This is a genomic window from Rudaea sp., assembly GCF_036383415.1.
GTDB lineage: Bacteria > Pseudomonadota > Gammaproteobacteria > Xanthomonadales > Rhodanobacteraceae > Rudaea.
In genome coordinates, this window is sequence record NZ_DASVOK010000149.1 from 1 (window position 1) to 8,732 (window position 8,732).

Annotated in this window: 7 protein-coding genes; 4 read left to right on the top strand and 3 right to left on the bottom strand. The window is 65.7% G+C overall.

Annotated features, from left to right (window positions below; translation table 11 throughout):
- From VF497_RS05825 to VF497_RS05835, 3 genes are all read left to right on the top strand, one after another.
- The coding region (locus VF497_RS05825) for a TolC family protein (protein ID WP_330886686.1) at positions 1 to 741 on the top strand (741 nt) is incomplete at its 5' end.
- A 3-nt stretch (positions 742 to 744) separates the two neighbouring features.
- Entirely contained in the window at positions 745 to 1,992 is a 1,248-nt protein-coding gene (locus VF497_RS05830; protein ID WP_330886687.1) for an efflux RND transporter periplasmic adaptor subunit, read from the top strand.
- On the top strand, positions 1,989 to 5,144 hold the full coding sequence (locus VF497_RS05835) for an efflux RND transporter permease subunit (protein WP_330886688.1): 3,156 nt from the start codon (positions 1,989 to 1,991) through the stop codon (positions 5,142 to 5,144). The genes VF497_RS05830 and VF497_RS05835 overlap by 4 nt, the downstream gene beginning before the upstream one ends.
- 105 nt (positions 5,145 to 5,249) lie before the next feature.
- On the opposite strand, the gene VF497_RS05840 is transcribed toward VF497_RS05835, so the two are convergent.
- From VF497_RS05840 to VF497_RS05850, 3 genes are all read right to left on the bottom strand, one after another.
- Positions 5,250 to 6,065, bottom strand: a complete 816-nt coding sequence (locus tag VF497_RS05840) for a mechanosensitive ion channel family protein (RefSeq protein WP_330886689.1) — start codon at positions 6,063 to 6,065, stop codon at positions 5,250 to 5,252.
- A 119-nt stretch (positions 6,066 to 6,184) separates the two neighbouring features.
- The gene (ypfJ, locus tag VF497_RS05845; protein WP_330886690.1) at positions 6,185 to 7,099 is read right to left on the bottom strand and encodes a KPN_02809 family neutral zinc metallopeptidase; all 915 of its coding nucleotides are present in this window, start codon (positions 7,097 to 7,099) and stop codon (positions 6,185 to 6,187) included.
- A 92-nt stretch (positions 7,100 to 7,191) separates the two neighbouring features.
- The gene (locus VF497_RS05850; protein ID WP_330886691.1) at positions 7,192 to 7,623 is read right to left on the bottom strand and encodes a hypothetical protein; all 432 of its coding nucleotides are present in this window, start codon (positions 7,621 to 7,623) and stop codon (positions 7,192 to 7,194) included.
- Between the two features lie 317 nt (positions 7,624 to 7,940).
- On the opposite strand from VF497_RS05850, the gene purT reads away from it, so the two are divergent.
- A partial coding sequence (gene purT, locus VF497_RS05855; RefSeq protein ID WP_330886692.1) for a formate-dependent phosphoribosylglycinamide formyltransferase occupies positions 7,941 to 8,732 on the top strand: 792 nt, incomplete at its 3' end.

Here is an 8,732-nt window from a genome sequence, read left to right on the forward strand (position 1 = left end):
CTGACTGCAGGGCGTGGTTCCGCCGCCGATGGCATCGCCGCGCGGGCCGAACAGGCGATGCTGGAGGATCGCCTCAGCGAAGCGGCACGCGCCGTCGCCGAAACCCGCGCCGATTTCGCGCGCTGGCTGCCCGACGCAGGCGCTCGGTCGCTCGGTGAGGCGCCTGACTTCCGCAGTCTCGGCGCCGACCCCGACGCGCTGATTCGCAACGTCGCCCATCATCGCGAACTCCTCGCCTACGATGCCGCGGAAAAGACGGCGACGGCCGATGCCGCGCTGGCGCGCGCGGAGAAACGGCCCGACTGGTCGCTGGAATTCGCCTACGCGCAGCGCGGCCCGCAATTCTCCAACATGATCTCGATCGAGGCGCGCATCGATCTGCCGCTGTTCGGCAGCAAACGGCAGGATCCGAACATCGCTTCGAAGCAGGCGCTGGCCGAGCAGATCGCCGACGAGCGCGAAGCGGCCAGGCGCATGCACACGGCCGAACTGCAGAAGACCCTCGCCGCGTGGCGCAGCGCGGTCGAGCGCGTGCATCGCTGCGAAAAGGAACTGTTGCCGTTGGCCGCCGATCGCGCCGATGCGGCCCTTGCCGCTTACCGTGGAGGAAGTGGCAGCCTGCAAGCCTCGCTGACCGCGCTCGACAACGAAATCGAGCAAGGTCTGGCCTACACCGATCTGATGAGCACGCTCGGCCAATCGTGGGCGGCGCTGTACTTCGCGTTTCCGCAGGAGCACTGAACCATGCCGCGCCCCATTCCGATTCTCGCCGCTGTGCTGGCCTTTCTTCTCGGCATCGCCGCGACGCTGTCGTGGCTGCATTATCGCCCCGCAACGCCGGCATCTCCGGTGTCGACGTCCGCCGGGAAACCGTTGTACTGGTACGACCCGATGGTGCCCGACAAACACTTCGACGCGCCGGGCAAATCGCCGTTCATGGACATGCAGCTCGTGCCGAAGTACGCGAACAGCGGCGGCGCGCCGGGCACGGTGGCGATCGCCCCTGGCCTCGCGCAAAACCTCGGTATCCGCACCGCGCCGGCCGAGCGCGGCAGGCTGCAGACGACGCTACGCGCGACCGGCACGATCGCGTTCGACGAACGCGCGGTCAGCGTCGTGCAAAGCCGCGTCGCCGGCATCGTCGAACAACTGCATGTGCGCGCCGCGATGACCGAGGTTGCTGCCGGCCAACCCTTGCTCACCGTGCTCGCGCCGGACTGGACGGCGGCGCAGGAGGAATACCTCGCCTTGCGCCGCGCACGCACGCCTGGGCTGGATCCGCTGCGTGCGGCCGCGCGACAGCGGCTCGTGCTGCTCGGCATCGGCGATGCGCAGATCGGCGCGATTGAACGCAGCGGCCGGGCACAGACGCGAATCACGCTGACCGCAACTCGTGCGGGAGTGGTCACCGAACTGAATGTGCGCGACGGCGCGACGATCGCCGCAGGCATGCCGCTGATGCGCATCAATGGCATCGACGATGTGTGGATCAATGCCGCGATTCCGGAAGCGCAACGCAGCCGCGTGACTGCGGGTGCGGCGGTCAAGGCGCAGGTGCCGGCGTTCCCGGGCGAGACCTTCGACGGCACGGTCGAGACGCTGCTGCCCGAGGTCGATGCGACGACGCGCACACAGACCGCACGCATCGTGTTGAAAAAACCGCGGCACCGCCTCGCAGCGGGCATGTATGCCAGCGTCGAGATCGTGCCGACGACGCGCGCGGAGAACGTGCTCGTGCCGAGCGAGGCCGTGATCGCAACCGGTCTGCGCAACGTCGTCATCGTCGATGCGGGAAATGGCCACTTCCGCGCGCAGGAAGTGCGCTTGGGCGACGAGGCGAACGGCAAGACGGTCGTGCTCGAAGGCGTCCATGACGGTGACAAGGTTGTGCTCTCAGGTCAGTTCCTGATCGATTCCGAGGCGAGCCTGACCGGCGCGCTGGCGCGGTTGGAGAGCAGTGGCGATGCAGCGTCGGATGGAGCGAAGCCATGATCGCGCGCCTGATCCGCTGGTCGATCGCAAACCGCCTTCTGGTCCTGCTCGGCGCGGTGTTTCTCGCTGCCTGGGGTATCCATGCACTCAGACAAACGCCTGTCGATGCACTGCCGGACTTGTCCGATGTGCAGGTCATCATCCGCACCACTTGGCCCGGACAATCGCCGCAGCTCGTCGAGGATCAGGTCACCTATCCGCTGACGACGACGATGCTGTCCGTGCCGGGCGCGAAGACGGTGCGCGGCTATTCGTTCTTCGGCGAAGCACTGGTCTACGTGCTGTTCGACGACGGCACCGACCTGTATTGGGCACGTTCGCGCGTGCTCGAATACCTGAATCAAGTGCAGTCGCGCCTGCCGGCGAAGGCAGCGACCGCGCTTGGGCCTGATGCGACCGGCGTCGGCTGGATTTACGAGTACGCACTGGTCGACCGAAACGGAAAACACGATCTGTCCGAGTTGCGTGCGACGCAGGACTGGTTCCTGCGTTACGAACTGAAGGGCGTGCCGAACGTCGCCGAAGTCGCCAGCATCGGCGGCATGGTGCGCGAATACCAGATCGTGCTCGATCCGGACAAATTGCGTGCCTACGGCATCACGCATGGGCAGGTGATCGACGCGGTGCAGCGTGCTAACGGCGAAGCCGGTGGAGCGGTGCTCGAACTTGCCGAGGCCGAATACGTCGTGCGCGCCTCGGGTTACCTCAAGTCGCTCGATGATTTTCGCGCCATTCCGTTGAAAGCCGGCGCCGGCGGCGTGCCGGTGCTGCTGGGCGACGTCGCGCGCATCCTGCTGGGTCCCGAGATGCGGCGTGGCATCGCCGAACTGGACGGCGAAGGCGAAGTCGCCGGCGGCGTGATCCTGATGCGCCAGGGCAAGAACGCGCAGGCGACGATCGCCGCGGTCAAGGCCAAGCTGAAAAGCCTCCAGCCGAGCCTGCCGGCCGGAGTCGAGATCGTCGAAACCTACGATCGCTCGCAACTGATCGGCCGCGCGATCGACAACCTGCGCGGCAAGCTGATCGAGGAATTCCTCGTCGTCGCACTGGTCTGCGCGGCATTCCTGTTCCACCTGCGCTCGGCGCTGGTCGCGATCGTTGCCCTGCCGCTCGGCGTGCTCGCCGCGTTGATCGCGATGCACCTGCAAGGGCTCAACGCGAACATCCTTTCACTCGGCGGCATCGCGATCGCGATCGGCGCGATGGTCGATGCCGCGATCGTGATAATCGAGAACGCGCACAAGCACCTGGAGGCCTGGCGGCACGAGCATCCTTCGGAAACGCTCGCAGGCGAAGAACGCTGGTGCCTGATCGCCGATGCCGCGGTCGAAGTCGGGCCCGCGCTGTTCTTCAGCCTGCTCGTGATCACGCTGTCGTTCCTGCCGGTGTTCTCGCTCGAAGCGCAGGAAGGCCGGCTGTTCGCGCCACTCGCGTTCACCAAGAGCTACGCGATGGCCGCGGCGGCGGGATTGTCGGTCACGCTGATTCCCGTGCTGATGGGTTATTGGATACGCGGGCGCGTTCCCGACGAGCAGGCCAACCCGGTCGTGCGCGGATTGATCGCGATCTACCGGCCCGCACTCGATGCGGTGCTGGCTTGGCCGAAGACCACGTTGGTGGCAGCGGCTTTCCTGTTGCTCGCCACGCTCTGGCCGATCTCGCGGCTCGGCGGCGAATTCCTGCCGCCGCTCGACGAAAGCGATGTGCTCTACATGCCGACCGCGCTGCCCGGTTTGTCCGCCGGCAAAGCTGCACAGATTCTGCAGCAGACCGACCGGATGATTCGCAGCGTGCCCGAAGTCGCCAGCGTCTTCGGCAAGATCGGCCGCGCGGAAACGGCGACCGATCCGGCGCCGCTGGAGATGATCGAGACCACGGTGCGTTTCAAGCCGCAGGATCAATGGCGACCGGGAATGACGAAAGACAAGCTGATAGACGAACTCGATCGCGCCGTGCGCTTGCCGGGGCTGACCAATCTGTGGGTGCCGCCGATCCGCAACCGCCTCGACATGCTCGCGACCGGCATCAAGAGTCCGATCGGGATCAAGGTCAACGGCAACGATCTGGCGACGATCGACCAGGTCGCCGCGCAGATCGAGCGCGGCATCAAAACCGTGCCGGGCGTGACCTCGGCGCTGGCAGAACGATTGACGGGCGGACGCTATGTCGACGTCGATATCGACCGCGCCGCCGCGGCGCGCTACGGGCTCAACATCGCCGACGTGCAAAGCGTCGTCTCGTCGGCGATCGGAGGCGAGACGATAGGCGAAACGGTCGAAGGCCGGCGGCGTTTCCCGATCAGCGTGCGCTATCCGCGCGAACTGCGCGATTCGGTGCAGAAGCTGCGCGATCTTCCGTTGGTTACCCCGAGCGGTGCGCAGATTCCGCTCGGCACGCTGGCGAAGATCGGCATCGTCGAAGGCCCGCCGATGATCAGAAGCGAGAATGCGCGCCTGTCGGGCTGGATCTATGTCGATGCGCGTGGTCGCGACTTGGCATCCGTCGTCAACGACATGCGCGCGCGCGTCGCACGCGAGGTGACCTTGCCACCCGGCATCTCGATCGCCTGGTCGGGACAGTTCGAATATTTCGAACGCGCGGTCGCGCGCCTGCGCATCGTCGTGCCGGCGACGCTGCTGATCATCTTCGTGCTGCTGTATCTGACCTTTGGTCACTTCGACGAAGCGGCGCTGATTCTGGCGAGCGTGCCGTTCGCCCTCATCGGCGGCTTCTGGTTCATGTACCTCCTCGGTCATGCTATGTCGATCGCGACGGCGGTCGGTTTCATCGCGCTCGCCGGCGTCGCCGCCGAATTCGGCGTCATCATGCTGCTGTATCTGAAACACTCGTGGGAACGGCGGTTGGCCGCAGGTGAGCCTGCGAGTGCGGAGACGCTGCTGGCCGCGATTCGCGAAGGCGCCGTGCAGCGCGTGCGACCGAAGGCGATGACCGTGGCCGTCATCCTCGCCGGCCTCGCACCGATCATGTTCGGCGCGGCGACGGGTTCGGAAATCATGCAACGCATCGCGGCGCCGATGGTCGGCGGCATGATCACCGCGCCGCTGCTGTCGATGTTCGTGATTCCGGTGGTTTATCGATTGCTGCGCGAACGCAGTCTGGACACCGGGCTACTCCGTGTGGCTCGGACCTGAGCGGAGCAGAAGGCGCGAGGATTTCGCCGCGAAGGAGACCAGGGATCACAAACTGACGTGTTCGTTGTTTCCTCGTCCTTCGCGGCGAACGCCATTGCTTCGTGCTCAGCTGATGTTGCGCACGGCCTGGCGCGTTTCCGGCGCGGGCCAGCCGGCGGCCTTCGCGACCTGCGCGATGGCCTTGTTCGTGTCGAAGTAGACTTGCCAATAGTTGTCGTTGCTGGCGTACGGGCGCACGGTCAGCACGGTGCCGAGCGTCGTGTGCTCGAGGATCTCGATGTCCGGCGCCGGCGTGGCGAGCACGTTCTTCACCTGGGTCACGGCCGCGCGCAGGCGCGCCTTCGCATCGTCGACATCGACACCGGTGGCGAGCAGGGCGGTCAGGTCGACGCGGCGATACGCGTTCGCCGAGTAGTTGATGATGTTGTCGGCGAAGATCTTGTTGTTGCCGACCACGGCGCGAACGTTGTCGCCCGTATCGAGCGTCGTGCCGAACAGGCCGATCTCGCGCACGGTACCGGTGACGCCGCCCGCCGTGATCGCATCGCCGACCTTGAACGGGCGCAGCGTGATCAGGAACACGCCGGCGGCGAAGTTGGCGAGCAGCCCCGACCAGGCCATGCCGATCGCGACGCCGGCCGCGGCGAGCAGGGCGGCGAACGAGGCAGTCTCGACGCCAAGCACCGAGAGCACCGCGATCGCGAGCAGCAAGGTGAGCAGGGTGGATGCGACCGAGCCGGCGTAACGCTGCAGGGTGGGATCCAGCTCGCGCTTGGCAAGCACGCTGCTGAGCGCGCGGCTGATCAGGCGGATCACCCAGCGGCCGACGATCCAGAGCGCGATCGCTCCTAGAATCTTCCACGCGAGCGGGACGACATAGGTCGAAACGAGCGACTGCAACTGGGCGGGATCGAGGCTCATCGGTGCGGTTCCTTGTCGAGAACGATGAATAGGGCGCGGCTCCCGTTGCGGAAGCCGCGCACATCATGCGCAAAGCGGTGTTTGCGACGCGTTAAGTACGCAGCGCGGCGCGAGTCGCTCTAAAGCGACTGCGCGTTGAACGTATTGCAGCTGTTGATGTCGCCCGAGGCGAAGCCGGCCTTGAACCAGCGCTGGCGCTGCGCGGACGAGCCGTGCGTGAACGAGTCCGGCACGGCATAGCCGCGAGACTGCTTCTGCAGTGTGTCGTCGCCGACCGCTGACGCGGCGTTGAGCGCCGAGTCGATGTCGCCGGCTTGCAGCCAGTTGAGCTGCGCCTGCGAACGGTTCGCCCAGACGCCGGCGAAACAGTCGGCCTGCAGTTCCTGGCGCACGGACAGTCCGTTCGCGCCGTCCATGGCCGCGCCCTGGCGGCGCGCCTGCTCGACCTTGTCCATGATGCCGGTCAGGTTCTGCACATGATGGCCGACTTCGTGCGCGATCACGTAGGCACGGGCGAAATCGCCCTGCGCATGGAAGCGCGTGTCCATTTCCTGGAAGAAGCCGAGGTCAAGATAGACCTGCTGGTCGCCCGGGCAGTAGAACGGTCCCATCGCTTCCTGGCCGACGCCGCAGGCGGTCTGCGTGCGGCCGTGGTAAAGCACGAGCTTGGGCTGCGGATAACGCTGGCCGCTGGCCTGGAAATACTGGCTCCACACATCCTCGGTGCTGCCGAGCACGACCTTGACGAACTTGGTCTGCGGATCGGTGCTCGTCGCCTGTGCGCGTTGCGCGGGCGGCGCCGTCTGGCTGCTCGAGTCGAGCATCGAGCCGCCGCCGCTGAGCAGCGAGAGGATGTCGAGCGGATTTTTGCCGAACAGCAGGCTGACCACGACGATCAGGATGATGCCGCCGATGCCGATGTGGAAGCCGCCGAAACTGAGGCCGCCACCACCTCCGCCGCCGAAACCACCACCGCGACCGCTGCCGTCATCCTCGACAACGTTGTCGCTCTCGCGCCCTTTCTGCCAATCCATACGCTGCTCCCGACGACGGTTGTGAACGGCCGCACGTTACTCGCCGCGCATCGCGACCGCAAGAGTCGGTGAGAGCAGATTCGCGAAATCGTTCAGGGATAACGCGTCAGCACTCCGCTGCGCTGGTTCTGTCCGCCCTTGCCGTCGGGATAGCGCGCTTCGAAGGCGAGTTTGCGCGGACCAGCTGCGCGCAGGGTGAACTCGCCCTGTGACAGGCGATCGCAAAGACCGCTACCGTCGGTCGGCTTGAAGTGCAGCGACCACGCATCGGCGCCCTGATCCGAATAAGTGCCGTCGCGCAGCTTGCAGGTTCTGCCAGTGTCGAGTTCGAGCGTGGTGCTTTCCTCGCCGGCCGTGCCGAGCGAAAGCGTTGTCTTGTCCGCATCGCGCTGTCCCTCGATCTGGGTGCGGCCGATCCATTGGCCGCGGGTGTCTGCCGCTGCGGCTTGCGCGGCGCAGGCGAACGGCGCGATTGCGAGCGCAGTGGCGAGTGCTGCATGACGTTGGAAGTGGCGGGTGGACATGGTTCCTCCGATGACGTGGAAACACGAACGGTCTGACCCCGACGAACGCCGCCGTGACATTCGGTGGACGGCGCCAGCCAATGATTCCGCAGGCGCAGCGCATGCACATCTGCAGGAAGTCATCTTTGTATACGATGCGAAAAAGTGAAAAACGGTTGCGGCTGTGCCGGAAGTCACGCGTCCGCGCGTGATGCAGCGACGAGTCCGACATTTCTGTCGAAAATATGATCTGGCGCAGACCGCAGAAATCGTGGTTGCAGCGGCGTCGCACGCGATGCGGGATAATGTCGCCCCGTCCATCGCCAGGAAAAGATGCAATGCCGTCACGCCCGTTCGTAGTCCCCGGTACGCCGCTGTCCGGCGCTGCCGTGCGTGTCATGCTGCTCGGCTCGGGCGAACTCGGCAAGGAAGTGCTGATCGCGCTGCAGCGCCTCGGCGTCGAGACGATCGCGGTCGATCGCTATGCGAACGCGCCGGGCCAGCAGGTCGCGCATCACGCGCGCACGATCGCGATGGACGATCCGACGCAGTTGCGCGCGCTGATCGAGGCGGAGAAGCCGGACATCGTGGTGCCTGAGATCGAGGCGATCGCGACGCCGGTGCTCGAGGAACTCGAAGCCGCCGGCATCGTGCGCGTGATCCCGACTGCACGCGCCGCGCGCCTGACGATGGATCGCGAGGGCATCCGTCGTCTCGCTGCAGAGACGCTGGGTCTGCCGACGAGTCCGTACAAGTTCTGCGATTCGCTTGAAGAATTGCAATCGGCAATTTCTCAGCCGTCCTCCTTGACGGCAAAGAACAGCCCGGCATCCATGCTGGACACTTCAAAAGAGCGTGGCATCGGTTACCCGTGCATCGTCAAGCCTGTGATGAGCTCATCGGGCAAGGGACAAAGCAAGATCGACGGGCCGGACGATGTGAAGAAGGCCTGGGACTATGCAATGGCCGGCGGCCGCGTCAACCGCGGCCGCGTCATCGTCGAGGGCTTCATCGATTTCGACTACGAGATCACCCTGCTCACAGTGCGTGCGCGCAACGCCGCCGGCGAAATCGAAACCCGGTTCTGCGCGCCGATCGGGCACGTGCAGGTCGCCGGCGACTATGTCGAG

Bases quoted from the DNA above. Each gene is read 5' to 3' on its own strand.
- VF497_RS05830 (WP_330886687.1), top strand. From the start codon at position 745: ATGCCGCGCCCCATTCCGATTCTCGCCGCTGTGCTGGCCTTTCTTCTC.
- VF497_RS05835 (WP_330886688.1), top strand. From the start codon at position 1,989: ATGATCGCGCGCCTGATCCGCTGGTCGATCGCAAACCGCCTTCTGGTC.
- VF497_RS05850 (WP_330886691.1), bottom strand. From the start codon at position 7,623: ATGTCCACCCGCCACTTCCAACGTCATGCAGCACTCGCCACTGCGCTC.
- ypfJ (WP_330886690.1), bottom strand. From the start codon at position 7,099: ATGGATTGGCAGAAAGGGCGCGAGAGCGACAACGTTGTCGAGGATGAC.
- VF497_RS05840 (WP_330886689.1), bottom strand. From the start codon at position 6,065: ATGAGCCTCGATCCCGCCCAGTTGCAGTCGCTCGTTTCGACCTATGTC.